The 22,418-nt window shown below is 33.2% G+C and carries 26 protein-coding genes; 14 read left to right on the forward strand and 12 right to left on the reverse strand.

The window, feature by feature from the left end; all coding sequences use genetic code 11:
* Nucleotides 1-4 precede the first annotated feature (4 nt).
* Nucleotides 5-745 carry a RhuM family protein gene (gene rhuM, locus TL18_RS01575; RefSeq protein ID WP_231483684.1) on the forward strand — a complete coding sequence of 247 codons (741 nt, stop codon included), beginning with the start codon at nt 5-7 and terminating at the stop codon, nt 743-745.
* Here the strand turns inward: rhuM and TL18_RS01580 are convergent.
* Nucleotides 742-984, reverse strand: coding sequence for a DUF357 domain-containing protein (locus tag TL18_RS01580; protein ID WP_067040378.1), 243 nt, complete (start codon nt 982-984; stop codon nt 742-744). The two genes, rhuM and TL18_RS01580, sit on opposite strands and share 4 nt — an antisense overlap.
* Nucleotides 977-1,546: an archaetidylinositol phosphate synthase gene (gene pgsA, locus TL18_RS01585; RefSeq protein WP_067040381.1), complete on the reverse strand. Its 570-nt coding sequence runs from the start codon at nt 1,544-1,546 to the stop codon at nt 977-979. Before pgsA ends, TL18_RS01580 begins: the two co-directional genes overlap by 8 nt.
* A 48-nt stretch (nt 1,547-1,594) precedes the next feature.
* Here pgsA and TL18_RS01590 point away from each other — a divergent pair, with 48 nt between their 5' ends.
* Nucleotides 1,595-2,176: an L-threonylcarbamoyladenylate synthase gene (locus TL18_RS01590; protein ID WP_067040384.1), complete on the forward strand. Its 582-nt coding sequence runs from the start codon at nt 1,595-1,597 to the stop codon at nt 2,174-2,176.
* 14 nt (nt 2,177-2,190) lie between these two features.
* Here the strand turns inward: TL18_RS01590 and TL18_RS01595 are convergent, their stop codons facing one another.
* The gene (locus TL18_RS01595; protein ID WP_067040387.1) at nt 2,191-3,141 is read right to left on the reverse strand and encodes a hypothetical protein; all 951 of its coding nucleotides are present in this window, start codon (nt 3,139-3,141) and stop codon (nt 2,191-2,193) included.
* A gap of 76 nt (nt 3,142-3,217) precedes the next feature.
* Between TL18_RS01595 and radB the strand changes: the two genes are divergently transcribed.
* The 4 genes from radB to TL18_RS01615 are packed head-to-tail and all read left to right on the forward strand — an operon-like array spanning nt 3,218 to nt 6,269.
* Complete coding sequence (radB, locus tag TL18_RS01600) at nt 3,218-3,922, forward strand: DNA repair and recombination protein RadB (RefSeq protein WP_067040390.1); 705 nt, start codon at nt 3,218-3,220, stop codon at nt 3,920-3,922.
* A 58-nt stretch (nt 3,923-3,980) separates the two neighbouring features.
* Nucleotides 3,981-5,153, forward strand: a complete 1,173-nt coding sequence (locus TL18_RS01605) for a pyridoxal phosphate-dependent aminotransferase (RefSeq protein WP_067040393.1) — start codon at nt 3,981-3,983, stop codon at nt 5,151-5,153.
* Nucleotides 5,150-5,890: a DUF362 domain-containing protein gene (locus TL18_RS01610; RefSeq protein ID WP_067040396.1), complete on the forward strand. Its 741-nt coding sequence runs from the start codon at nt 5,150-5,152 to the stop codon at nt 5,888-5,890. The genes TL18_RS01605 and TL18_RS01610 overlap by 4 nt, the downstream gene beginning before the upstream one ends.
* 1 nt (nt 5,891) lies before the next feature.
* Nucleotides 5,892-6,269 (forward strand): putative zinc-binding protein, encoded by a 378-nt coding sequence (locus TL18_RS01615; RefSeq protein WP_067040399.1) that lies wholly within the window; start codon nt 5,892-5,894, stop codon nt 6,267-6,269.
* Between the two features lie 17 nt (nt 6,270-6,286).
* Here the strand turns inward: TL18_RS01615 and TL18_RS01620 are convergent, their stop codons facing one another.
* The 8 genes from TL18_RS01620 to hmd (TL18_RS01655) form a co-directional block, all read right to left on the reverse strand.
* Complete coding sequence (locus TL18_RS01620) at nt 6,287-6,847, reverse strand: FeGP cofactor biosynthesis protein HcgF family protein (RefSeq protein WP_067040401.1); 561 nt, start codon at nt 6,845-6,847, stop codon at nt 6,287-6,289.
* Complete coding sequence (locus tag TL18_RS01625; RefSeq protein WP_067040404.1) at nt 6,840-7,493, reverse strand: hypothetical protein; 654 nt, start codon at nt 7,491-7,493, stop codon at nt 6,840-6,842. The genes TL18_RS01620 and TL18_RS01625 overlap by 8 nt, the downstream gene beginning before the upstream one ends.
* A 4-nt stretch (nt 7,494-7,497) precedes the next feature.
* Nucleotides 7,498-8,196, reverse strand: coding sequence for a Nif3-like dinuclear metal center hexameric protein (locus tag TL18_RS01630; protein WP_067040407.1), 699 nt, complete (start codon nt 8,194-8,196; stop codon nt 7,498-7,500).
* Nucleotides 8,197-8,982: an SAM-dependent methyltransferase HcgC family protein gene (locus TL18_RS01635; protein WP_067040410.1), complete on the reverse strand. Its 786-nt coding sequence runs from the start codon at nt 8,980-8,982 to the stop codon at nt 8,197-8,199.
* Nucleotides 8,982-9,461: a DUF3236 domain-containing protein gene (locus TL18_RS01640; RefSeq protein WP_067040413.1), complete on the reverse strand. Its 480-nt coding sequence runs from the start codon at nt 9,459-9,461 to the stop codon at nt 8,982-8,984. The genes TL18_RS01635 and TL18_RS01640 overlap by 1 nt, the downstream gene beginning before the upstream one ends.
* Before the next feature lie 24 nt (nt 9,462-9,485).
* Nucleotides 9,486-10,484, reverse strand: coding sequence for a 5,10-methenyltetrahydromethanopterin hydrogenase cofactor biosynthesis protein HmdB (hmdB, locus tag TL18_RS01645; RefSeq protein WP_067040415.1), 999 nt, complete (start codon nt 10,482-10,484; stop codon nt 9,486-9,488).
* 121 nt (nt 10,485-10,605) lie between these two features.
* A complete protein-coding gene (hmd, locus tag TL18_RS01650) occupies nt 10,606-11,619 on the reverse strand; it encodes a 5,10-methenyltetrahydromethanopterin hydrogenase (RefSeq protein ID WP_067045322.1) in 1,014 nt (337 codons plus the stop codon).
* A 290-nt stretch (nt 11,620-11,909) separates the two neighbouring features.
* Nucleotides 11,910-12,923, reverse strand: coding sequence for a 5,10-methenyltetrahydromethanopterin hydrogenase (gene hmd, locus TL18_RS01655; protein ID WP_067040418.1), 1,014 nt, complete (start codon nt 12,921-12,923; stop codon nt 11,910-11,912).
* A 394-nt stretch (nt 12,924-13,317) separates the two neighbouring features.
* Between hmd (TL18_RS01655) and hmdC the strand changes: the two genes are divergently transcribed.
* The 5 genes from hmdC (at nt 13,318) to TL18_RS01680 (ending at nt 18,220) form a co-directional block, all read left to right on the forward strand.
* Nucleotides 13,318-14,814, forward strand: coding sequence for a 5,10-methenyltetrahydromethanopterin hydrogenase cofactor biosynthesis protein HmdC (gene hmdC / locus TL18_RS01660; protein WP_067040421.1), 1,497 nt, complete (start codon nt 13,318-13,320; stop codon nt 14,812-14,814).
* 461 nt (nt 14,815-15,275) lie between these two features.
* Nucleotides 15,276-15,626 carry a hypothetical protein gene (locus TL18_RS01665; protein ID WP_067040423.1) on the forward strand — a complete coding sequence of 117 codons (351 nt, stop codon included), beginning with the start codon at nt 15,276-15,278 and terminating at the stop codon, nt 15,624-15,626.
* 17 nt (nt 15,627-15,643) lie between these two features.
* Nucleotides 15,644-16,657, forward strand: a complete 1,014-nt coding sequence (locus TL18_RS01670) for a molybdopterin-dependent oxidoreductase (RefSeq protein ID WP_067040426.1) — start codon at nt 15,644-15,646, stop codon at nt 16,655-16,657.
* 9 nt (nt 16,658-16,666) lie between these two features.
* Nucleotides 16,667-17,806 (forward strand): Coenzyme F420 hydrogenase/dehydrogenase, beta subunit C-terminal domain, encoded by a 1,140-nt coding sequence (locus TL18_RS01675; RefSeq protein WP_067040429.1) that lies wholly within the window; start codon nt 16,667-16,669, stop codon nt 17,804-17,806.
* A 9-nt stretch (nt 17,807-17,815) separates the two neighbouring features.
* Nucleotides 17,816-18,220 carry a hydrogenase iron-sulfur subunit gene (locus tag TL18_RS01680; protein ID WP_067040433.1) on the forward strand — a complete coding sequence of 135 codons (405 nt, stop codon included), beginning with the start codon at nt 17,816-17,818 and terminating at the stop codon, nt 18,218-18,220.
* 1,070 nt (nt 18,221-19,290) lie between these two features.
* Here TL18_RS01680 and TL18_RS01685 read toward each other — a convergent pair.
* On the reverse strand, nt 19,291-21,069 hold the full coding sequence (locus TL18_RS01685) for a ribosome biogenesis/translation initiation ATPase RLI (protein ID WP_067040436.1): 1,779 nt from the start codon (nt 21,067-21,069) through the stop codon (nt 19,291-19,293).
* A 128-nt stretch (nt 21,070-21,197) separates the two neighbouring features.
* On the opposite strand from TL18_RS01685, the gene pth2 reads away from it, so the two are divergent.
* From pth2 to TL18_RS01700, 3 genes are read left to right on the forward strand one after another with little or no spacing between them, the layout of a single operon-like run.
* Nucleotides 21,198-21,536: an aminoacyl-tRNA hydrolase gene (pth2, locus tag TL18_RS01690; RefSeq protein ID WP_067040438.1), complete on the forward strand. Its 339-nt coding sequence runs from the start codon at nt 21,198-21,200 to the stop codon at nt 21,534-21,536.
* A gap of 44 nt (nt 21,537-21,580) precedes the next feature.
* Complete coding sequence (locus TL18_RS01695; protein ID WP_231483625.1) at nt 21,581-22,249, forward strand: delta 1-pyrroline-5-carboxylate synthetase; 669 nt, start codon at nt 21,581-21,583, stop codon at nt 22,247-22,249.
* A 1-nt stretch (nt 22,250) separates the two neighbouring features.
* Nucleotides 22,251-22,412: a zinc finger domain-containing protein gene (locus TL18_RS01700; RefSeq protein ID WP_067040441.1), complete on the forward strand. Its 162-nt coding sequence runs from the start codon at nt 22,251-22,253 to the stop codon at nt 22,410-22,412.
* Nucleotides 22,413-22,418 lie beyond the last annotated feature (6 nt).

Genomic DNA, 22,418 nt, shown 5'->3' on the forward strand with positions numbered 1-22,418 from the left:
TATCATATCTGTAGGATACAGAGTCAACTCTAAAAATGCAACATGCTTCAGAATATGGGCTACTCAGCAATTAAAAGAATTAATAATTAAAGGATTTGTTTTAGATGATGAATTATTGAAAAATGGTTCAAGATTCGGTAGGGATTATTTTGACCAGTTGCTTGAACGAATCCGTGATATTAGGTCATCTGAAAGAAGATTCAATCAAAAAATCACTGATATTTATGCAACAAGCTTTGATTATAGAAAGGATGCTGAAGTAACACAGGAATTTTTTGCAACAGTTCAAAACAAGTTAATATATGCCGTCAGTGGAAAAACGGCTGCAGAAATAATTTCCGATAGAAGTGATAGTGAAAAAATCAACATGGGATTGACAAATTGGAGCAATCCAAATGGAAAAATCATATTGAGTGATGTAGTAATTTCAAAGAATTATCTGAATGAACGTGAATTGAAACGTTTGAATAATTTGGTAGATGGTTTTTTAACTCTTGCCGAGTCAAGAGCGTATAATGAAATACCAATGGCAATGAAAGATTGGAAAGAAGTATTGGATGCATATATCAATCTTAATCAATTGCCGATTTTAGTCGGTAAAGGTAAGATTTCATCTGATGAGGCTCATAATATCGCAAAACAAGAATACGATAAATATAAAATTATTCAGGATAGGAATTATCAGTCTGATTTTGATGAGTTGATAATCGAAATAAAAAGACTGGAAGGAATGGAAAACAATTAGATGATTCCATGAATCATCCTTAATGCATCTAAAAGTCCGTGACTGTATTCGATGCAGCCGAATGCAGTCCTCATATCTCCTTTTTCCAGGTAATATTTTGAATCGTTCCAATAATCAATAGCCCTGTCATACACTTCCTTTTCCTTTCCTTCAAAAGTGATGTCGGCTACCTGATTCAGGTTTCTTTCTAATTTTGCAATATCTTTTGCTATCTTTTCAGGACTTTCAAGTTCAGTCATTCAATTGCCTCCATACGTGAAATATTCTTTGACCTACAGTAAAGTATGATAGAATCACTAAAATGTAAATAATGTAAGTGAAGTAGATATCTCCTGCGAAATATCCGATAATTGCTCCAATCATTAAGATAATCATACGAACGGCACGTTCTGCAATTCCAACATTACATTCAACGCCTTGTGATTCAGCTCTTGCCCTTACATAGCTAACACAAATTGCGGAATGGATTGCTAAAATTCCGGTAAACCAGTCACAATAGCCTCCGAATATGATTCCGATATAGATTATCGCATCTGCAAACCTGTCCATGGTGGAGTCAAGAAATGCTCCGAATTTTGATGTCTTATCATGATATCTGGCAACAGCGCCATCAACGACATCCAGAAATCCAGAAGCCAAAATGGCGATTGTTCCTAAAATCAATAGATGATTTGCAAATCCATAGGCTGCAAGAACCGCAACAAATGGTGAAATTACTGTAACGATGTTCGGATTGATGTTTAATCTACTAGCAATAGGGTTTAGTATTCTTGTTAATAATGGTCTTAGACTTTGAAGCATAATTTATATATAAATATTTTATCTAATATAATTGTTAGGTAAGTAAAAATGAAGATAATTAAAACAAGTATTGATTCTGTGGATGAAAACATAATTAATGAAGCTATAAATGTTTTGGCTGATGGGGGAATTGTCTTATACCCGACTGATACTGTTTATGGTTTAGGGGCTAATATTTTTGATAATAAGGCCGTCCGCAGAGTTTTTGAAATTAAAAAGAGAAGTTTGTTAAAACCTTTATCAATACTTGTTTCGGATATAGATTCAATTGATCTGGTGGCAAAGGTTTCTCTTGGTCAAAAAGAAATTTTAAAAAGTTATCTTCCAGGCCCTTACACATTTATTTTAGAAAAGGATGTTATTGTTCCACGCGTTGTTACAAGCGGTTCAACTTTTGTTGGAGTTAGAGTTCCGGATAATGAGCTGGCCTGCAGGCTGGCTAGCATATTTCCGATTACAACTACCAGTGCGAATATTTCCGATGATGAAATTTTAAACACTCCTGATGAGATTTTAGATCAGTTGGGCAGTGGTGTTGATTTGGTAATTGATGTCGGTGAGTTAAATTACAATCATCCGTCAAAAATCATTGATTTATCTAGAAAAAATCCAAAAATAATAAGAAAATAGAAAAAGATTATGAATTATCTTTTTCCATGCATAATATAAATTGCGCTTATCACAATCACTACAATAACAATTAGGATTAATATGGAATTTCCAGCTCTTTTAAACACAATATCTTGAAGATTTTCATTTTTAGGTGTTTCTTTTGTTTTGTAGATGATTGTGTTATTTTTATATGTTACAGTAGTGTTATTTCCATTAAGATTAAATGTGGCTGTTTTATTTAGTTTATTGAGAACTACTCCTGTCTTGTTAATATTTTCAGTTTTGTTTATTGTTGTGTTATTGGTGTCATTAACATCGGATGTATTTGTTGAAGTATTATTGGTTACATTTGTGTTATTGGTTCCATTAACATCGGATGCGTTTGTTGATGTGTTATTGGTTTCATTAACGTCAGAGGCATTTGTTTGTGTCTCATTGGTACCGTTAGTTATTTCCTTAAATGTCACGGAGTATGCTAAACAGTCAGATGTACTTCCTGTTTCTGATTCCAAGTGTTCAAATTTAAATGTGGCTTCTATTGAATCATCAAGCTCAACAATAGCCTCATCACCGATAACCTCTTTTGAATCAAAAATAGTATTAATTACTTTATTATCACTTTTTTCATAAGATCTGTCAGCGAGATTTTCTATAATTTTTCCGAGTTCATTTTCACAGCCTTGTTTGTAAGCTTCGATGATGGCTAATTTGACATAATTTTCTGTTCCTGCTCCGTTGGTTTTTTCCCGGATGAATCCGTCATTAGTAGTTATAGTTCCTTTTGTCAAATCCAGTGGAAATCCAGTAAAACCGTCATTAAATTCAATTCCATTGCTTGTAATTGAAACTGGAACAACATAATTGGACATGTTTATAGTTCCATTGTTTACAGTTTCATTTGTATTATTGTCGGCTGAAACAATAGTTAAACAACTAACACAAAATAATAGAACTATTAGAGTTACAATTATTCTTTTGTTCATATTTTAAAACTCCTTGATAAATTGATGTGACTTTCTATTGTTAAATTATATATTTTATAAAAATAAATATTTATCTATGAAAGTATTGGCTAATTTTGAGGACAATCATAAGATTCCATCAAATTCTTCACTTGATGCTATTTTGGGTGGGGGCTTTGAGAAAGGCACTATAACCCAGATTTTCGGACCGCCTAGTTCCGGAAAAAGCAATATCGCATTAACATTAGGCGTAAATGTTGCTAAAAATAATAAAAAAGTAATTTATATGGATACCGAAGGCGGAATCTCTATAGATAGAATAAAACAAATTGCAGGTCCGGAATTTTCCAACGTGGCTAATAATATCATTGTTTTTGAACCAACAAGCTTTCAAGAACAAAATGACATGCTAAAATCAATCGATATCTGGCTTAGAAAAAACCATAGGGATGTGGACTTGATTGTTGTTGACTCTGCTGTTGCATTGTATAGGGTGGATGATATGAAATCATCAAGATTAAATAAGGAATTGGGTAAGCAGATGGGTCTTTTATCAAAAGTTGCAAGGCAATATGATATTGCGGTAATATTAACAAATCAGATTTACAGCGCTATTGATGATGAAGGAAACAGTGACGTTAAAGCTGTAGGGGGAACTATCTTACAATACTGGAGTAAAATCATTATCCAACTTGAAAGGGGTGATGAAATCAATCAGAGGATTGCTACCTTAAAACGTCACAGAAGTATTGCTGAGGGAAAACAAGCCGTTTTTTCAATTACTTCAAGAGGAATTGTTTAGGTACTTTTATAAATAATTAAAAATATAATTAATTTTGGAATTGTTTTTGAGTGATATTATGAGGGAAAAGGACTTTGATATAAAACACCCTAAAAAAAAGTTTAAAAAAACTGAACGGGTGCCGCCAATTGGTTATGATAATGCAAATGACTTTTTTGAAGATATGTATATGGATGAAGACATGATTTGGATGGGTCAAAATACCAACCATTTGCATGACGATACAATAGCTAATGCAATGATTGATGCTATTCATATGAATACATTCTGCAGATATCCTGCTCCTGAAGGATTTTCAGAGCTGAAACAATTAATTTTAGAAGATTTGGATTTGGAAGATTTTGAAGTTCTATTAACTTCCGGTGCAACCGAATCATTATATCTAGTCATGCAAGCTCTTTTAGAACCTGAAGATAATGTAATATTGTCCGATCCAGGATATTTCATCATTGGAGACTTTGCCAATAGATTTGCAGGCGAAGTCAGATATGTTCCTATTTATTACGAAGAAAACGATTATAAATTAACTCCTGATTTATTGCGTGAAAATATGGATGAAAATACCCGTATGGTCATTTTAATCGATCCATTAAACCCATTAGGTTCCTCATACAATGAAGATGAATTAAAGGAATTTGCAGAAATTGCAATTGAAAATAATTTATACTTAATACATGATATAACTTACAAAGACTTTGCAAGAGAGCATTTCCTAGTGGAAAACTATGCTCCAGGCCAAACATTGACAATCTACAGCTTTTCAAAAATATACGGAATGGCAGGTCTAAGAATAGGTGGTGTAATATCCTCAAAACCAATTATCGATGCCATAAAAAATGCCGTTGTCAATGATTTGGGAGTAAACATCATCTCCCAATATGGTGCGATTGCAGGTCTCAAATCAAAAGACCAATGGTTTGAAAAGATGAGGGAAACCTGTTTTGAAAATCAAAGATTAATCAAGGAAATGGTTGATACAGTTGATGGAATCTTTTTACCGGTTTACCCATCTGATGCAAACATGATGGTAATTGATTTATACGAAACAGGCATCAATCCAAAAGAAATGTCAAATTATTTGATTAAAAAAGGACTTTTCACAAGAGAAGGGGAATATACTTCTGAAGAATTTGGAGACAGGTACTTGCGTATAAGTTTCTCAATTCCAACAGAGCAAATTAAGGTTTTCTGTGAAGAGTTCCCTAAAGCTGTGGAAGCTTTAAGAAAATGATTGATGCTGCTTTTGAGAGGTTTAGATACCACAAACCTCTTCCTAATTTTTATAAAATCGAAAATCCAAAAAACCCTAAAAGAGAAATTTCAGAGGAGCTGCTTTTCGAATTAAATGAACTGGCTTTGAAATATGACTTTACAGGAATCAGCTATTCAAAATTGTCCGATGAGCTTAAACAAGATTTCAACATTGATATTGACAATATACTTATTTTCAAATTTTTAATGGGTGATGAGTTAATAAGAATGGAACCCTCAAGGCAAAAGGGCAAATTGATGGATGATGAATTTCAGGAGTATGGAATCCATGTTTATGAATTTGCAGACTTCTTAAGAAAAAACGGTTTTCAGGCTGATTTGATACATCCATTAGATGACAGTATTAGTCTGAGAGCAATAGCCATGCAATCAAATGATTGTGTAATTACAAGAAGCAACATGTGCCTTTTTAAAGATGGCCTTCAAGTTGGATTTTTCATGATTCACACTTCAATTGATAATTTACCATTTAAAAAAGAAAATGATATGCTCTGGGTTCCGGACTTTTGTTCAACTTGCGGTATATGCATTGAAAGATGTCCGAAAGAGGCATTCGACGAAAATGAAAAACTTTTAAGGAAAGTATGCACAGCACACAGGGAAGGTTGCAATGAGTGCATTTTAAAGTGTCCCTTTTATAAAAGAGGTTATGACAAGGTTAAACGAAGATACGAGAGAATGAAAAAGAGGCGATAATATGTGTGATAAAATAGCTTTAGTTTCATGTAGTGGATTAAGCCCTTTAGGTTTAGTTGTAAGAGCTGCCAGTGTTGAATTGGCATTGGAAAATGAAAATATTGTTGCGGCATGCATTACCGAATATTCAGCACAACCAAATAACTGTTCACCGATATTGGATGATGCAAAAATCGTCACCATAACCGGTTGTACAGATGATTGCGCATCAGTTATTTTAAACGATAAAGATGTCAATGCAATTAAGAATATTTCCGCCGATGCCATTGTAAAGGCATATGATTTAAATCCTTTGGATGCTGTACGTTTGGATGATGACGGTGAAAAGGCTGTTGAAATATTGAAAAAATATATCTTAAAAGAATTGGAAAATATTTAGAATGAGAATTAATATTCTCATTTTTTTATGATTTCAATATTTTCTAAGCTTTCAATTTTGTCAATTTTATTGTTTAAAATTAGCAGTATTAGCTCTAACGTTTTTTTTATCCCATCTTCTGATCTTTCAAATAAAGTTTCACTGTTATTCTCACATAAGTTGGCATAAACTCTTGTGGTAGTTGTTATTTCATGTTCGTCTGTAATAATCGATATTCCCCCATGGCCAATGCCGGCTGTAGTTCCAATAGCAATATCACAATCGCTTAAATCTTTAACGGCTTGTGCCATGATTTTGCTCATGAGCTTATCTCCTTTTTCATCATAGACTTTAATGCCTTTAATCAATTTGTCGGGTTTTGGAGGATTTTCCACATTTAATATTTTAACTACCGCCTCGATTGTAGGGATAAATAAGCTACAGGTCACACTAAGTTCATTGTAATCAAAATCACCATATTCCTTTGGATTTTCAATATATTCTCTTCCAAAGTTTCCTTCATAATTTTGAGCTAATGCATGTAGCTCTCTTCCTATTTTTCCCTGTGTAAAACATTCGGCAGTAGCTATTTTAATCATATTTATCTCTCAAAAGTTTCAATGCATTAATTGTAATGATTTTTGCAACTTCATCTAAAGTATATGGAGTTACAGGCTCGTTATCTCTAATCAATTTGTTTGTTGTTAAAACTAAATGATTTTCAGTTATTCCTTCTTTTCTTAACTCTTCAACGGCAGGATTGGAATCATCATATTCTGAAATATCCTTGATTTCAATATTTTCATTTCCAAATCCGAATATTCCTGCAGTACCAATTGTTTTTGCTCCTCTTTCATGAGCATGCTTTATAATTTTGGCCGCTGTTGGGATTGTATTTCCTCCGGCAATAACTATAATAACGACATCACCTTCAATTAAATCCAAATTATCCTCTGTAATGTAATCGGAATAACTCACTACTTTTCTGAATTCTTCTTTATGGGTACAAAGCTGTTCTAGAAATTCGGGTTTTGATTTTCCACTTTCCGCTCCAAGAAGTGTAAAAATAATGTCTCCTCCATCTATTTTCTGACCATCAAAAGCACCAATAATTTTTGGCCCGCCTCTGTGAACCTGTATTAAGTTTATTCCAATTCGCAAGCCTAGTCTTCCGCATCCTATTAAATCAATTCTTCCGTGGGGTACTTGTTTATCTTCCATTTTCTGGATTTCATCATTTGTCATTTTATCACTTTAATCTTTCAATAGGTTTTTTGTCAATAACCTCAATGTTAATGTCAAGTTCTTTTAAGATATCTGCAAGGGCATATAATCCTGGAATTTCGCTTTCATGATGATTTAAATCAATTAATGTTATTCCTAAATTTTTTGCAATAATCGCGGTCTGTTGAGTTAAATCTCCTGAAATTAAAATGTCCAAATCCTTACTTTTTGATAGATTGATATATTCAGGATTCTTAAGTCCAAAACCGGATATGATTCCGACTTTGTTTATTGGTTTTTCGTCATCAAGATTATTTACAATTCTTGCATTACTAAAATTATCCAGAATATTCTTTTTTAATTCACTGAATTTCTGATTTGATTTGCAGATTCTCCCGATATTCGTATTTGAATCGAAATAATCAATTACTTCCAATTTTAAAGTTTCTGCCAGTGCTTCATTTGCACCACCATCAATGATGTCCCAATTGGAGTGTATTGTATAAGTTGGTGTTTTCGGATAAAATAAGGGGGGATGATGTGTTATTATCAATGTATTTTCAATATATTCATCATCTTCAACAAGCAAATCCATGTAAATCTTAATTGAGGTAATCTCCTGTGTTAAATCATAATCTCTTTTAAATCCCACTTTATCAGTATCTAATGCTAATAATTTCGGGATTTTTTCATCTATAAACTCAATTATCTCTTTAAGCTTCATTTAAATCATTTTTGAATTTATTTTATTTAGTTCTTCTTCAATCAGTTCATCTAAATTAAATGGATTGATTGTTGATACTTTAAAGGCGTTCACATTAGTCAATTCAATAAATTTTTCAATGTTTTTTTCTTTAAAGATTACCTCTTCAAAAAAGCCCATTTCGCAAGCGCTATAGAGAACACCTTCTTTTTGCCGGCATTTGTTTAATAAATTTGTTAAAATGCCAATGGTTAATGTCATTGTTCCGGAAGTTTTAGTATCAATGCCTGTTGTTTTTATAATTGCTTTGTTTGGAGAGTTAACCACTTTTAATCTTTCATGAATGTTGTTTTTTTCTTTTAAAAGATTGTCATTATCTTCAGCCACGGGATCTTCTATAATAAACGCTTCAACATCGAATTTTGATGATTGCTCAACATTAATTCCACCAAAGCCAGTTGTATCAATAACAATATCTCCACTATAGATTAAATCCAAATCGGATGAAAATTCGATTTCACCTTTTAAGATTCCGCCTAATTCAGTATACAATAACCCTTCCAAATGAGGATAAATATCAATTAGCGTAATGTTTTCATATTTCTCACTTAATCTTTTGACAATTCCAACGCCGGTAAAATAAGTTCCAATAACGATTATTCCAGTGTTTGTATCAATATCTAAACTTTCGATATAATTAAAAACGGCTTCTGATTTTTTTAAGATAATTTCATTAAAAATATCGAATAATTTAGTTTCGGATTTTATTGTAAATATTTCGGAAGTTATTCCTGTATCAATGTTCATCATTCAACCTTCTCAAAACCGATTTTTTCAAGTGCTTCACATGCTTCTTTATAAACTGCCTCTTCGATTGTTTTTTTATGAATCACGTGTGAAGGGGAAGTTCCGGCAGTTAATATTCTTCCCTTATTGTCAATAAAAATAAGCAATGATCCAGACCCGGGAATTCCAAGACGACCTCTAGCTATTATTAAGTCAGCATCACTTTGGTCAAGTGCCATGTATGCTTTTGCAAGAGCAGGTATTCTGCTGGTATCTGCGGTATTTGTATTTATTTGAAGTATTTCTGCTTTCGGCAGGCCGTAGGTTTTTAAAACTCTATTCAATACTTCTACTTTAATTCCATTTTTATTTGGAATGTATATTTTTTCAGCATTTTTAATATAATCCTGAATTTCTGTGATTTCTTCAATCGTATCTCCGAATCGGCAGTTGTTTCTGGATTCTTCAAATGCATTTTTTATCATCTTTTCAAATGCCATAATATCATATCTTAAAAAAAGAGATTAAATAGTTTGAGGTATCAAATCTAATTTCTCAATTACATCAACAACCTCTGTATAATTGCCGTAATTTGGAGAACCTACTCCTTTCACTTCATGAGGATAGTTGTTGGCTATAACTGTTGCCAGATTGTTTGCACCAGCTTTAAGTGAAAATTCCACATTTTCAGGACCTACAGTTGGGGTTGGCATTGTAATTGTAATTTCAGGATACATTATTCTTGTAATGGCGACCATCTTCAACTGTTCTTTTAGAGGAAATGCCGGCCAATCAGCCATTGGAGTGCCTTCGTAAGGATTAAAACCCATTATAGGAATCTCTTCTAATGTTTTAAAGTTAGATAAGTAACGTAAATGTTTTATCCTATCTTCTTTACTTTCACCAAGTCCTAAAAGCAGTCCTGAAGACAATCCAACTCCAGCATCACTTACTCTTTTACAGGTCAATATTCTTTGGTCTAGTGAATCTCCAGGTTTCCTTTGATAGAAAATATCTTCGTTTATGGTTTCTAGATTGCAGCAGATTGTATCTGCACCTAGTTCAGCCAATTCTTTCACGGATCTTTCAGTCAAATCTCCGCCGACATTAACAAGAATTTCTAAATTTGAATTTTCTTTAACAATTTTACAAGCATTCACGGCCTGTTTTCCTTTGTAGCCATATCCTCCGGAACAGCTTACACGGGGAATATGTGCTTCTTGGATAGATTTAACAGCTGTTAATATTTCTTCATTGGATTTATAAAATGCATTATAATAACCTTTTTCAGAGGTCTCTTCTGCAAATCCACAATATTCACATCTAGGTTGGATTTGGCATTTATTTGTAAGATGCACTGTAGATGTTAATTTAATTACTTTTGATTGATTGTCTCTTATATCACACGCTATTTTGAATAATTTTTCTAAATCGTCATCATCTTCAATATCTAACAATTCTAAAAATTCATCATCAGTCAATTCTTTTCCTTGTTCTGCTTTATATAAAATCTCATCAATCATATTGCATCTACTCTCAAATTTTATTATGGATTAGCTTATTTTTTAATGGCTATTTGCATAACAATTAAAAAATAAGTTAATTTAATTGTTGATAAAAATCAACAATCATAACTTATCATCTTTATTCTTCTTTACCTAAGTAATCTAATACGGTAGGAACGATTTCACCTAGTGATCCGAAGTTCATTGAGTCTGCGGTACCGGTTAATGCGGATGGGGCTAATGCATCATCCATTTCTTCTATACCTTTGTCGTTCATTAATGCGGTTACTTGGGTTAAAGCTTCGTTTGCCATCATTTGTGCGAAATCATCAGGAGCGCCTAAGATTTGGGTAACTGTGTCTCTGTATGCTAAGATACCTGCGTAGGTAATAGCGGTTACTGCAGAACACATGTCACATACAGGACCTACCATGTTTGCAGGCAAGGTGTATGCGGATCCTCTAGCTTTCTGACCTAAATCCATTAAAGTATCGATGGAAGCTTGGTCTGCGAATCCTTCTGCAATGTATACTTGTCCTTTCATTTCAGGTACTGCACCTGGGTGGTAGGAAGCTACGTTTACGTTTGCACCTAATTCTTGGAAGATGTCGTTGAATTTGGTGGTTGGGATGGTACATGCATGTGTTAAGATTGCGCCTTCTTTTAAGTTGTCTGAGAATTTTTCGATGATTTCTTTTTGCATTCCGCCTTTTGGTAACCAGGTCATTACCCAGTCAGCGTCTGCTACTGCTTCTGAGTCATCGTTGATACATTTCATGCCTAAGTCTTCAGGGTGTGTAAAGTGGATTGCTCCTTTAGCTGGTTTTGGTACGGTTTCAGCTAATTCGGTTACTTTTGCTCTGATTGCAGGCATTACTTCTTCTGGAGTTCCTGCTTTGTGAGCTGCAATTACTTCTGCATAGTCAAAATCATCAATTACAGTGAAGTCTCCGTCGAATACTGGGTCGGATACTACTACTTCGTCTACTCCTGCTAATTCTAATAATTCTGCACCCATTTCGATGGTGGAGTGAGTCATAGATATGTTTTCTTTTCCGGTTGCTTCTGCAACTTCACAAGCTCTTGAGAAGTTGGTAATTCCACTTGCAGCATGTGTTCTGTAACATCCTGCACCTAAAATTGCCACTTTCATCTTTTTAGTATTTTCAACAGTTTCTTTTATAGCTTCGACTTCTTCTTTCACTTCTTCTTTAGCGATTTTAGTATCAATGCTTTCCGGTTTGCTTTTAACAACGGTTTCTTGAGGTTTTTTAACACCGAGTATTTCTAAAATTTTATCAATCAATTTTAACACCAAAATTCAATTTATTTTTTTATAAGTCTGATAGATATTAACTTATTTTTTAATGGCTATTTGCATAACAATTAAAAAATAAGTTAATTTAATTGTTGATAAAAATCAACAATTAAAACTTATTGTGTTTATTCTTCTTTACCTAAGTAATCTAATACGGTAGGAACGATTTCAGCTAATGATCCGAAGTTCATTGAGTCTGCGGTACCGGTTAATGCGGATGGAGCTAATGCTTGGTCCATGTTTGCAATACCTTCGTCGTTCATTAATGCGGTTACTTGGGTTAAAGCTTCGTTTGCCATCATTTGTGCAAAGTCTGCAGGTGCACCTAAGATTTGGGTAACTGTGTCTCTGTATGCTAAGATACCTGCGTAGGTAATAGCGGTTACTGCAGAACACATGTCACATACAGGGCCTAATAAGTTTGCAGGTAAGGTGTATGCTGCGCCTCTTGCTTTGTTACCTAAGTCTAATAAGGTATCAATAGCTGCTTGGTCTGCGAATCCTTCTGCAATGTATACTTGTCCTTTCATTTCAGGTACTGCACCTGGGTGGTAGGAAGCTACGTTTACGTTTGCACCTAATTCTTGGAAGATGTCGTTGAATTTGGTGGTTGGGATGGTACATGCATGTGTTAAGATTGCGCCTTCTTTTAAGTTGTCTGAGAATTTTTCGATGATTTCTTTTTGCATTCCGCCTTTTGGTAACCAGGTCATTACCCAGTCAGCGTCTGCTACTGCTTCTGCGTCATCGTTGATACATTTCATGCCTAAGTCTTCAGGGTGTGTAAAGTGGATTGCTCCTTTAGCTGGTTTTGGTACGGTTTCAGCTAATTCGGTTACTTTTGCTCTGATTGCAGGCATTACTTCTTCTGGAGTTCCTGCTTTGTGAGCTGCAATTACTTCTGCGTAGTCGAAGTCGTCTACTACGGTGAAGTCTCCGTCGAATACTGGGTCGGATACTACTACTTCGTCTACTCCTGCTAATTCTAATAATTCTGCACCCATTTCGATGGTGGAGTGAGTCATAGATATGTTTTCTTTTCCGGTTGCTTCTGCAACTTCACAAGCTCTTGAGAAGTTGGTAATTCCACTTGCAGCATGTGTTCTGTAACATCCTGCACCTAAAATTGCTACTTTCATTTTTTTCGTCTCCTTAAAACATATATATTTTAATGAACTTTTCTATTAGTTTGAACTAAGTAAAAAAGTTTTACTACATGGAATTAAAACATCCTATTGCATTATTATTACTAAATTATGGTTTTTTATTCCATGTAGTAATAAGTTATATTTAAAAAGTAGTACTATTTAAATCTTTACATTGTGCTTTTTTTAGTATTATTTTATCTATTATTTTTTTATTTTTAGTAATACTAGTATTACTATTTATTTACTATAATATACATTTGTAATACTTTTTATTTTATATAATACTTGATATAAATTGGTTTTAGTAAGCCCTAAATCGAAACTTATTTATTAAAGATTTCACTGAAAATATATATTAATTAGAATTTATCTGGAGCGAATTTTAATGTATGAATTAATAAAAGATGCTGTTCATGATGATGATGCTGCAATTGAAATATCAAAAATGGATAAGGATGTAACTTCTGTTGTTGATGCAATTTCTGAACTTTCATTAGAAGAAACAATGAAATTAGGGATGCAATTTAAAAGATTTCCTTTAGGATGTGATTTAACAGAAGTGGTTGTAGGAACATGTGCATCTGATTTGGAACTAATGGATTTATTAGGAAATTGTAGATTGGCGGATATGATTGGTGCTCCAATTCACATTTGTGCATATGCCTTTTCAGACATCGCTGAGAAGTTTGGAATGAGGGGTGTTGAGGTCATGAAGAAAGTTCATGAAATTGTCGATGTTCCTCTTGATTTGGATCACTTCGGTGAAAATGGTGCGATGAGGCTTCCTAAAAACATCAGTGGATGTGGTGGTGAATGTTATAATAAGGGTCCGGCGTTTACTGAATGTCCTCGTGGAAGAATTCATGAAAGATTAATAGATAAGGAACTTGCTGAAAAGGATGATAAGGAAGAGTGGGTTAAGTTATCCTCATCAGTTGCAGTTAATGTTACATGTGAACAGACTGGTGACGGTCATGCAGCACCATTGAGGGAAGCTGAAGATATTGCGAATCTGGCCAAAAAATATGGCAGGGGTTTGGAATCCATCATGTTCGTTGGTGATGGTTATGATGAAGTAATTACCGGATTTGAAAAATCTATTGAAATAGGTGCTGATGTTATTGTAGTTGAAGGAGGTCCATTTAATAGATGTGAAAATACCACAGAAGCATATGCAAAAACAATTGCCGCTGCAAGGATATTATCTCCCGGAAAGGTCGTTGCTACTAATGGAGCTTATGAACATGAAGTTAGGGCAGGTCTGAGGTCTGGCTTAAACATGGTAATTACCGGTTTTCCAAAAAACCATCATGGTTATATGTGCGGTTTTGAGCCTGGAACTGCCAGAAGGGGAAAATTTGGTCTTCCAAGAGTTATTCAAATTATTAATGAGGAATTCCCAAATAGGGGGCTTCCAGTTCAAAGACCTGATTTGTTGTCATTGGCAACTGCTGTCAAAATTGCGGGACCTGAGTATGTATATCCGAGAAAAATTGGCGCTTATCATGTTGGTGATGCGCACTGGGCAACTTTGGTCAATTCCAGAATGTATCAAAATATAGAATTAAAACACACTTTAAATGAGATTGTTGCTTTGGCTGATGGAAATACAATTGCATTGCACGGTGGAAGGTTTATTTCATGGGTAATTGCCAATGAATTGGATAGGTATGTTGATGAGATTATAATTTCAGATGTTGATGATTGGGTATTAAAAAATACTGTTGAAAACCTGCAAAATGCATTGGATGCAACTATTATTGCTGAAAAGGATGATAATGTTGCAGCTAATGGCGCTGATTTTTCAATTGCTTCATCAACAATGATTCCAGTCAAAGAAAGCATTTTAAAGAAAGTGCCTAATGCATTAACAATTGTATAAATATTAACTTTTTATAAAAAATTATGCTTTAAAGTAGTATTATTTTTATAAAAAGTATTACTTTTTTTATTTTTATATTTTTTATTATATTTTCATTACTCAAAGAATTTTCATTGCTTTTTTTTAGGAATAACTTCTAAAATTATCTTTATTTTTATAAACAATGATGTTTGACAGTTAGTTTATCTTTTAAATTGATTTAAGGAATTTTTTTAATTATTATTTTTTATCAAAATATGAATTTCCATGCTTTTTTTCGATAATTCTCTTATGTTTATTCTTTATTTATTTTTTAAGTGTTTATTTTTTCTTGATTAACTTAAAACTCTTGAATTTTGGAAGTAATACTTTAATAACATTTATATGGTTATTACTAGTGAGTAGTTTATAGATTATTATAATTAATTTTGTTAATTTTAATAATTTGGAGATTATTTCAATAAATAATTGGAGAGAGTAGTGTGGAAATTACGGTAGAAGAAATTGCCATGATAAGAGAAAATTACAACCCTAAAAATACGAATTTAAATTTAGATGTTGACTGGTCAGTTGAATATAGGAATACTGATCAAAGAGACATACAATATGATTTTGTTTTAAAGTCTTGTGAATATTTAAATTTAAATTTTAAAATTTCCGGATTGGTTAGATTAGACAATTTTGAAGAATTCATCCAGCAAGATTGTTCTCAAATCGTTTTCCATCATGCGTGTAACATATTAATGAGCATGATTTCATTAACTAGGCAATCAAATTATGAGTTATTAAATGAGGATATTAATTCTGCTGTAAATTTGGATGCTACTTTTTAAAATTTTGGTGATGTATTATGTTTGAAATTAAACACACGTTATGCCCATCATGCAGTGTTGGTTGTGGTATAAATGTGATTTTAGATAATGAAGAAATTGTGGGAACTTTTCCCTATAAAAGACATCCAGTTAACGCTGGTAAAAACTGTTTAAATGGAAGAAATTCTATTGATTGTTACAAAAACAAATTTGAAGCAGTTGATTTAAATAAAGCAATTGCAGACGCTTCAAATGAAATTAAATCTAATAATGCATCAGACATATCTGTAATCTGTTCTGGTAATGTCTGTGTTGAAGAAGTTGAAGCAATTAAAGATTTTGCTGAATTTAATGGATTTAATCTTGGGTTTTATGCTGATGGGTTGAAAAATTTTGACGATGTCGCTTCTTATGATGATGTTGCACATGCAGGCAAAGTATTTGTAATCGGTGATTTGTTGTATGAAAATCCTTTGGTTGGAAGAAGAATTGTTCATGCAAAACAGAATGATGCGAAAATATATGCTTTGAGCAAAAATGAAAGTGCAGTTACATTCAATATTGCAGATGAAACATCCAATTCATCAGTTCAGGAATTTATAGATAACTTTATGGGAGAAATTGACGATTCATCAGTTGTTGTATTTAATTACGTTGATGAAAAGGATGATTTGGATAAATTAGAATCTTTAAATTGTAAAATTTTACCTGTTTTCAGCAAACCTAATACCAAAGGCGCTTTAAACATTATTGATTCAAAATCCAATGATGAACTGATAGAAATGTTCGATAACACTAAATTGCTAGTGGTTTTTAATGATGATGTTGTTGATGAATTCGATTATGACTTCACTAAAATATCCAAAATAATCAGTTTAGCCTGTTGTGAAAATGATACTACAAAAATCTCAGATATTGTTATTCCTATTAAATCATGGTTGGAACAAGATGGATCTTTTGTAAATGCAATGGGTGAAACACAAAGTTTCAGTTCTGTAGTCGAATCTGATAATTTAAGTATTGCTGAAATTATCGAGGAGTTAAATAAATAGAGGGATAATATGAGTTACGTTTTAGCAAAATCTCAAAATAATGAAATTCATGAAGCAGGTGAATGTGGAGGAGCTGTAACTAGTATTCTCAAATATTTACTTGATGAAGGATTAGTTGATGGTGTTTTAGCATTAAGTCCTCAAGATGATGTTTATGATGCTTTGCCGGTTTTCGTTACTGATTCAGAAGATTTATTGAAAACTGCAGGGTCATATCACTGCGCTCCAACTATGATAGGTGACCTTGTTCAAAAATACTTCATTGATAAAAAAGTTGCATTCACAGTCAAACCATGTGACATGAGGGCTGTAGAAGAGCTTATCACAAGGCATAAAATTAATAAAGATAACATTTATATGATTGGTTTAAATTGCGGAGGAACCGTTTCACCGGTTAGCGGTAGAGAAATGATTGATTTATTCTATGAAGCTAATCCTGATGATGTTGTAAGTGAAGAAATCGACAAAGGACAATTCATCATTGAACTTGCAGACGGTTCTGAAGAAGCAGTGAAAATCCATGATCTTGAAAAAGAAGGTTATGGACGTCGTAACAACTGTCAAAGATGTGATGTTAAAATCCCAAGAAAAGCCAATATTGCTTGTGGAAATTGGGGTGCCGAAGATGGTTGGACCTTCATTGAAATCAACGATGAAAAAGGTCAGGAATTAATAGACGGTGCTAAAAAGGCAGGAATTCTCGAAACCAAATCTCCTTCTGATGCGGCTGTTGAAGGCAGATCTAAAGTCGAAAACATCATGATTAAAATGGCTAAAAAGAATCAGGATGCAACCTACCCATCAGTTAGTGGAATGACTGAATGGAATCGTTGTATTAGCTGTTATGCTTGTCGTGATATTTGTCCAATCTGCTGGTGTTTCGAAAACTGTGAGTTAAACAAACCTTACTTTAAAGATGAGGCAAACATTCCGCCAACTCCAATTGCTTTCCAAGGGGTAAGATTATCTCACATGAGTTTCAGTTGTTGTGACTGCGGCCAATGTGATGATGTATGTCCAATGGACATTCCTGTCTCATTAATCTTCGATAAATTGCAGAAAAAATACTATAATAGAACTGGTTATGTAGCTGGAGTTTCAGATGATATCAAACCTCCATTATACAGTCCAGAAAAAACCGAATTATGAGGTGATTTGATGTCTGATGATTTAAAAATTGTAGGTTTATTATGTAATTGGTGTTGTTATGGTGGTGCTGATACTGCAGGAACTGCACGTATGCAATACTCTCCAAACATAAGAATTATTCGTGTAATGTGTTCTGGAAGAATTAACCCTTCAATGATTTTCAAAGCATTTCAAGAAGGTGCTGATGGAGTATTTGTAGGAGGATGCCATATTGGGGACTGCCATTATGATGCAGGTAACTACAAATGGTCAAGAAGATCAAAAATCGTTGAAGATATCCTTGAGGAATTTGGTATTGAAAAAGAAAGATTCCGTCATGAATGGATTTCAGCATCCGAAGGTGAAAAATTCCAAAGGACAATGGAGGAATTCCATAAAACTCTCTCAAAACTTGGACCATTAGAATTAGAGTAAAAATAGCTAGCCATATATGGATTGTAAATAGCTATTTTAGCTATTTACTTTCATCCATTTAATTGTTTTTCTAAGATTAGTGTATTAATCACTAATGTTAGAAAAATAGTTAAAATTCTGTATTTTGGTTATTTTTCGATTATTGTCTTTATATTGATAAATCATCATTAGCCTGTAATATTGGTTGTTGGCATAACCAGCCGGTATTGCATATTTTCTCCAAATCAATATGGGATAATAATAAAAAAGAGATTTGTATAATTATATATGGGTTTCTTTCACTGTCTACAATAGCTATTAAAGCATTCGACTCCTCACATCTTTAATAGCTATTTTTTTTAAAATCTTAAATTTTTTCTGGTTGGTTAATTTCAATTCAAATAATATTTTTTTATAAAAAAATATTATTATTAGTAGTATTATTTTTATTAAAAGTATTACTTTTTTTATTTTTATATTTTTAAGATATTGGCTCGAAGTTATCTCATTAAAATATTTGTTTTAACTGTTTGCGCATCTTTTATCAATTTTTTGAGGAGTTGCTTATTTTAATTAGTTATTTTTTAATTTAAGGTAATTTTAACAATTTTCGTAGTTATTATCTTTTTTCAGAAACGGAATAAAAATTCTTTTCTAACAATAAAAACTGTTTTACAATTATATTTTGATAATTTAAGATATGTAATTTGTTTATTTTTATTTTAACGATTAATTTGAAGAGTATTACTGTAAAAACATTTATATGGTTATTACTAGTTAGTAAAGTATAGATTATCAAATTGGTTTTTGATAATTTATATGTCCATACCTCAATTAAGAAATTTGGTCATAAACTTTGTAAATAGCTATAACAGCTATTTACACTCTATCTTTAATTTCCTTTCCAAGATTAGTGTTTTAATCACTAATGCTGGAAAGATATTATCTTTCAAAACTTCTTTGTATTTTAAGAAATATTAATATATTTCTCAGTCAATTTGCAAAAGCTATGCAATTCTTATACTAAGAATTGAAATTTTGTATCACTAATAGTTATTAAAGGGCTCTCAACTTTAATAACTATTTTTAATTTAATCGGATAAGTAATAGTACTCTCCTTTCTCTTTTTGTTCACGATCTTTGTAGCTGTCAAGTTTGTTAACTCTTGGTCTTTTGGTTTCCTTATCCCTTCTGAATGTAATGTTGAGATTTCCTAAAAACTCATTCATCGCATTTCTTAAGTCTGTCGGCTTTGAAGCATGACCATTCAAACCAGGAGTTCCATTGAATACCATTGCCCTGTCGGAGATATAATCGATAAATACGATATCGTGGTCTACAATAAGTGATGCCGCATTTCTGCTTTCAATCATCTTGCGGATAACACGTGCGGTTATTAATCTCTGTTCGACATCTAGGAATGCTGTCGGTTCGTCGAAAAGATAGATTTCAGCATCTTTTGATAATGTTGCAGCTATTGCTAACCTTTGAAGCTCTCCTCCACTCAATCCTTTAACAGGTTTATCCAACATGTCGTCTAAGGTTAATGGTTTCATTATTTCGCTTTCAAAGATTTTGCTTCCGAAACTTGGTGCGTTCATGTATAGGAAATCGCTTACTGTTCCTTCAAAGTTTGAAACGATATATTGTGGCTTATAGGCTATTGTAACCTCTTCATCGACTTCACCGTTTGTAGGTTCCTCTACTCCTGCAAGCATTTTTGCAAATGTGGTTTTACCGATACCGTTTGAACCGAATGCAGTAACAATCTCGTCATAAAAGATTTCACCTGCATCAGCGCTTAATTTGAATCCGTCATAATCTTTGTTCAAATCGGAATAGCTTGCAATTGCATCCCCTTCATCTTCGGGGGTTGGTGGTCTGATTGTGAATTCGATTGGATTTCTTCTGATTCTTACATTTTCTTCTGCTAAAAATCCATTGATATAAGCATTGATTCCTAAACGAACTCCTTTTCTTCCGGATACGACACCGTATCCTCCAGGTTGCCCGTATAAAATATGGATATTATCTGACAATGCATCTAAAGTAGCAAGGTCGTGTTCAATAACAAGTACGCTTTTGCCTTCTTCAGCTAAAGAACGGATTACTTTTACGGCATTCAATCTTTGGGATACGTCAAGCCAGGATGTAGGTTCGTCAAAGTAATAGAAATCGCCTTCTCTTAAAACTGTTGCAGCTATTGCAACTCTTTGAAGTTCCCCTCCACTGAGGTTTTCCATTTTTCTGTCCAATACGTTTTCAAGCTGCAATTCATTTGTAACATAATCCAGTTTGTCCCTTTCATTCACGTTTGAAAGAAGGTCTTTTACTTTTCCTTTTACGACTTTCGGCAGTTTGTCAACCATTTGAGGTTTTAAGATAGTTTTTATATTGCCTTCGGACAGGTCTTTAAAGTATTTCTGAAGTGAGGATCCCTTGTAATATTCAATTACAGCATCCCAGTTTTCAGGCTTGTTTTCATAGTCTCCGAAGTTTGGAATCAAACTGCCTGATAGGATATTCATGATTGTTGATTTACCAATACCGTTTGGTCCGAGAAGCCCTAGGACTGTTCCCTCTTCCAGGCTTGGAAGTCCGAACAATTCAAATTGGTTTTGGCCAAATCTGTGTATAGGTTCACCTACTGCTTCAGGCAAATTAATAATAGTAACAGCGTCAAATGGGCAGCGATTTGTACAGATACCGCACCCTTCACATAATTCTTCAGATATCAACGGTTTTTTACTATCTTCATCAATTACAATTGTGTCCTCATCCATTCTAACGCCCGGACAGTAATGTATGCAAAGATAATCACATTTTTTAGGTTGACATCTATCCTTGTCTAAAATTGAAATACGAGTCATTATAATCTCCTTAAAAATATAATCATAAATAATTTTATTTTTACTATTTAATTAAATTTTGCAAAATGCTTTTTATCATTTTTACAAAAAACTTTTTAATCCAAAATTTAATATTTAATATTGATAATATGAAACAGGTCATGATTGTAAGAACTGATTTGAAAATGCGCAAAGGAAAAATTGCAGCCCAATGCTGTCATGGGTCTATCGGCGCATATAAGAAATCTCCCGCTGATAAGATTAGAAAATGGGAAAATGAGGCTTATGCCAAAGTAATCCTAAAGGTTCAAACCAAGGATGAGTTAATCGAGCTTAAAAAATTGGCTGATGAAAAGGGCATTTCCAATTATTTGGTAGTTGATGCCGGAAGAACTCAAATACCTACATCAAGCGTAACAGTTTTGGCCCTTGGTCCGGATGAGGATGAAATAATTGACGAAGTGACTGGAGATTTAAAACTTTTATAGTAAAACCATCATTTAATGAATAGCATTTTTAATTAAACAAGGTCGTGATTGCCATCGTAAAACAGGTTGTAAAAATTGGGGGAAGCCTATTTCCAAATTATGCAATAGATTTAGCAAAAAAACTCAAAGGCACTGATTCATGCATTGTTTTGGGTGGCGGCGAATTTGCAAATCTTATTCGTAAATACAATGATGAAATTGCATTTTCCGAGGAGACAAATCACTGGACAGCTATTGATTGTATGGATATAATAGCAAAACTTGTAAATGATAAGGTGGACACAACAAAACTGGCTTATTCTATAGAAGAGGTTAATCAGATATCTGATGAGGGTTTTACACCAATTTTTGTTGTTTCAGAGTTTTTAAAAAAGGAAGATCCTTTTGAATGTTCATGGGATGTGACTTCCGATTCAATTGCAGCATATATTTCACATCTTCTAAATGCAAACCTTTTAATAGTAACAAATGTAAATGGTATATATACCCAAGAACCGGAAGAGCCAGGTTCTACATTCATAAGTAAAATTGATGCAAAAACTTTACTAACTTTTCAAGAGTCATCAATTGATGTAATGTTGCCTTCTCTTTTATTAAAGTTTGGGACTAATTGTTATGTTGTGAATGGGAAGTACCCTGAAAGGGTTTTATCTTTAATAGATGATAATATAATTGATTATAACTTCGATTACACAAAAATAATAGGTGAATAAAATGAAAACTGTAGAATGCATTTCATGTAAACAAGAAATTCCATTAACTGGACCATTCGTAGAATTTGAATGTCCAATGTGTGGAGCAAAAATTGCAAGATGTGAGAAATGCCGTACTTTTGGTCACGGTTATAAATGTGAATGTGGTTTTGAAGGACCATAAATTTAT

The sequence above is a fragment of the Methanobrevibacter sp. YE315 genome (assembly GCF_001548675.1).
Classification (GTDB): domain Archaea; phylum Methanobacteriota; class Methanobacteria; order Methanobacteriales; family Methanobacteriaceae; genus Methanocatella.

Excerpts from the sequence above, each read along its gene's own strand:
- TL18_RS01580 (WP_067040378.1), bottom strand. The coding sequence starts at position 984 with ATGACTGAACTTGAAAGTCCTGAAAAGATAGCAAAAGATATTGCAAAA.
- pgsA (WP_067040381.1), bottom strand. The coding sequence starts at position 1,546 with ATGCTTCAAAGTCTAAGACCATTATTAACAAGAATACTAAACCCTATT.
- TL18_RS01590 (WP_067040384.1), top strand. The coding sequence starts at position 1,595 with ATGAAGATAATTAAAACAAGTATTGATTCTGTGGATGAAAACATAATT.
- TL18_RS01595 (WP_067040387.1), bottom strand. The coding sequence starts at position 3,141 with ATGAACAAAAGAATAATTGTAACTCTAATAGTTCTATTATTTTGTGTT.
- radB (WP_067040390.1), top strand. The coding sequence starts at position 3,218 with ATGAAAGTATTGGCTAATTTTGAGGACAATCATAAGATTCCATCAAAT.
- TL18_RS01605 (WP_067040393.1), top strand. The coding sequence starts at position 3,981 with ATGAGGGAAAAGGACTTTGATATAAAACACCCTAAAAAAAAGTTTAAA.
- TL18_RS01610 (WP_067040396.1), top strand. The coding sequence starts at position 5,150 with ATGATTGATGCTGCTTTTGAGAGGTTTAGATACCACAAACCTCTTCCT.
- TL18_RS01615 (WP_067040399.1), top strand. The coding sequence starts at position 5,892 with ATGTGTGATAAAATAGCTTTAGTTTCATGTAGTGGATTAAGCCCTTTA.
- TL18_RS01620 (WP_067040401.1), bottom strand. The coding sequence starts at position 6,847 with ATGATTAAAATAGCTACTGCCGAATGTTTTACACAGGGAAAAATAGGA.
- TL18_RS01625 (WP_067040404.1), bottom strand. The coding sequence starts at position 7,493 with ATGACAAATGATGAAATCCAGAAAATGGAAGATAAACAAGTACCCCAC.
- TL18_RS01630 (WP_067040407.1), bottom strand. The coding sequence starts at position 8,196 with ATGAAGCTTAAAGAGATAATTGAGTTTATAGATGAAAAAATCCCGAAA.
- TL18_RS01635 (WP_067040410.1), bottom strand. The coding sequence starts at position 8,982 with ATGAACATTGATACAGGAATAACTTCCGAAATATTTACAATAAAATCC.
- TL18_RS01640 (WP_067040413.1), bottom strand. The coding sequence starts at position 9,461 with ATGGCATTTGAAAAGATGATAAAAAATGCATTTGAAGAATCCAGAAAC.
- hmdB (WP_067040415.1), bottom strand. The coding sequence starts at position 10,484 with ATGATTGATGAGATTTTATATAAAGCAGAACAAGGAAAAGAATTGACT.
- hmd (WP_067045322.1), bottom strand. The coding sequence starts at position 11,619 with ATGAAAGTGGCAATTTTAGGTGCAGGATGTTACAGAACACATGCTGCA.
- hmd (WP_067040418.1), bottom strand. The coding sequence starts at position 12,923 with ATGAAAGTAGCAATTTTAGGTGCAGGATGTTACAGAACACATGCTGCA.
- hmdC (WP_067040421.1), top strand. The coding sequence starts at position 13,318 with ATGTATGAATTAATAAAAGATGCTGTTCATGATGATGATGCTGCAATT.
- TL18_RS01670 (WP_067040426.1), top strand. The coding sequence starts at position 15,644 with ATGTTTGAAATTAAACACACGTTATGCCCATCATGCAGTGTTGGTTGT.
- TL18_RS01675 (WP_067040429.1), top strand. The coding sequence starts at position 16,667 with ATGAGTTACGTTTTAGCAAAATCTCAAAATAATGAAATTCATGAAGCA.
- TL18_RS01680 (WP_067040433.1), top strand. The coding sequence starts at position 17,816 with ATGTCTGATGATTTAAAAATTGTAGGTTTATTATGTAATTGGTGTTGT.
- TL18_RS01685 (WP_067040436.1), bottom strand. The coding sequence starts at position 21,069 with ATGACTCGTATTTCAATTTTAGACAAGGATAGATGTCAACCTAAAAAA.
- pth2 (WP_067040438.1), top strand. The coding sequence starts at position 21,198 with ATGAAACAGGTCATGATTGTAAGAACTGATTTGAAAATGCGCAAAGGA.
- TL18_RS01700 (WP_067040441.1), top strand. The coding sequence starts at position 22,251 with ATGAAAACTGTAGAATGCATTTCATGTAAACAAGAAATTCCATTAACT.